General features: G+C 68.9%; 3 protein-coding genes and 1 pseudogene. All 4 read right to left on the reverse strand.

Annotated features, from left to right (window positions below):
* Positions 1-553: pseudogene (locus JNK30_RS10235) on the reverse strand (conjugal transfer protein TrbE); the annotation flags it as partial.
* Positions 554-560: 7 nt separating this feature from the next.
* Positions 561-830, reverse strand: a complete 270-nt coding sequence (locus tag JNK30_RS10240) for a VirB3 family type IV secretion system protein (protein ID WP_293482136.1) — start codon at positions 828-830, stop codon at positions 561-563.
* Positions 830-1,150, reverse strand: coding sequence for a TrbC/VirB2 family protein (locus tag JNK30_RS10245; RefSeq protein WP_293356432.1), 321 nt, complete (start codon positions 1,148-1,150; stop codon positions 830-832). The genes JNK30_RS10240 and JNK30_RS10245 overlap by 1 nt, the downstream gene beginning before the upstream one ends.
* Positions 1,151-1,405: 255 nt before the next feature.
* On the reverse strand, positions 1,406-1,718 hold a 313-nt coding region (locus JNK30_RS10250; protein ID WP_293482137.1), incomplete at its 5' end, for an ATPase, T2SS/T4P/T4SS family.

The following is a 1,718-nucleotide window of genomic DNA, read 5'->3' on the forward strand; positions in this document are numbered from 1 at the left end:
TGAGCAAGGCGCCGTCGCCCAGGCGCTCGGCCTGCGGCAGGGCGTCGGCGATCAGGTCCAGGATCGCGTCGGCTTCGCGCTGGAACGCTTCCAGGGCCGCGCGCCAGTCGCGGTCGCCCCGGGCCAGGCCGTCGAACATCATGCGCGCGATGCGCCGCGTGTCGTCGGCCGGCGGCAGCCAGGTCAGACCCAGGCGGAAGTCGGTCTCGAACGCCGGCTCGGCGGTCTCGAAGACCGCGCGGCGCTCGGCGTCGAGGAGCCAGGCGGCCGACACCGGCGGCTCGCTGTCGGGGTATGGGTCGGCCGGGCGGCGGCGGGCCTCGACGTGCAGGCACCAGCCGGTGCCTAGGCGCTTCAGGGCGTTGTTGAGCCGTGCGCGGACCGCCATCAGCTCGTCTTCCGTGGAGGACTCCAGATCGGGTCCCCGGAAGCTCATGGCGGTCAGGAAAGAGCCGTCCTTGTTGAGGACCACCCCTGGGGCGACCAGCGCCGCCCAGGGCAGGTGGTCGGCGAGGCTGGCGGGTCGGCGGAGGGCTTCGTCGAGGAAACGCATGGCGGCCTCACGCGTCCAGATGCCCGGCTCGCCCGAGATGGCGGCGCAGGACGTCGAAGAAGCGCTTGTCGGTGCGGGCGACGTAGAGCCCGAGCGCATGGGCCGCGGCCCACCAGAGCAGGCCCAGCCACCAGATGCGCAGCGCCAGTCCGAGGACCAGGGCCACCGTGCCCATGACGATCGCATAGTCACGCGGCATGCCGGCGAGCAGGACGGGCTCGGCGAGCCCCTGAGCCACCGGCACGTCCCAGCCTTCCCGATGCAGCGCGCCCGACATCACCCGATCTCCGCGCCGCCGGCGAAGCCGAAGAAGTCCAGAAAGAAGGTCGAGGCGGCGAAGGCGATCGACAGACCGAAGAGGATGCCGAGGCCGCGGCGCATGCCCGACCCGCTCTCGCTCATGGCGATCCCGGCGCCGAAGATGACCACCGCCACAACCGCGGCGGCCTGGACCACCGGTCCGGTGACCGACTCGACGATCTGCTGCAGCGGCCCTTCCCAGGGCATACCGGCGCCGCCCGCCAGAGCCGGACCCGCGATCGCCAGGCCGCAAGCCGCCGTCGCGACCGAAAGGCCGCGTGAGAATATCTTGCGCATTCGTGCAATCCTCAGCGCGTTGTCGCGCTATAGTTGCAATCCAAGCGCATCTTGATTCGGGTTGTCAACAGGGTTGTAGAATACAATATCCGAATGTCTTGAACAACTTAATCGCATGTTTCGCGCAACCTTCCGGCACGTCTCGATGAGTTGCTGCCACGTCTTGGACGACTTGCGCCACGAGGCGAGAAACTGGCAAATGGCGCGCGCCGGATGCTTTCAGGCCTCTTCCACAACCTTTGGTCTGTTCGGGGCCTAGGTCGCGCCACAAAGCACGTAGCCCGTGGCGTCTAGCCCCTTGAGCTCCAGCACGGCCTCGACGGATCGACCTGTCCGGGTTCGGGCGATGTGCACGAGGATGTCCACGGCCTGAGCGACCATCCGCGGCGACGGCGAGGCCACCACTTCCTGCAGCAGGTCTTCGAGACGGCTCAGCGCCTCGCGGGCCGAATTCGCATGGATCGTCGAGACCCCGCCGGGGTGGCCGGTATTCCAGGCCTTGAGGGTTTCCAGAGCGGCGGACCCCTCGCGCATTTCCCCGACCACGATGCGGTCGGGCCGCATGCGC

Source organism: Phenylobacterium sp. (genome assembly GCF_016793225.1).
In the GTDB taxonomy this organism is placed as follows: Bacteria; Pseudomonadota; Alphaproteobacteria; order Caulobacterales; family Caulobacteraceae; genus Phenylobacterium.

Coding starts and splice junctions, on each gene's coding strand:
- JNK30_RS10245 (WP_293356432.1), bottom strand. CDS start 1,150: ATGCGCAAGATATTCTCACGCGGCCTTTCGGTCGCGACGGCGGCTTGC.
- JNK30_RS10240 (WP_293482136.1), bottom strand. CDS start 830: ATGTCGGGCGCGCTGCATCGGGAAGGCTGGGACGTGCCGGTGGCTCAG.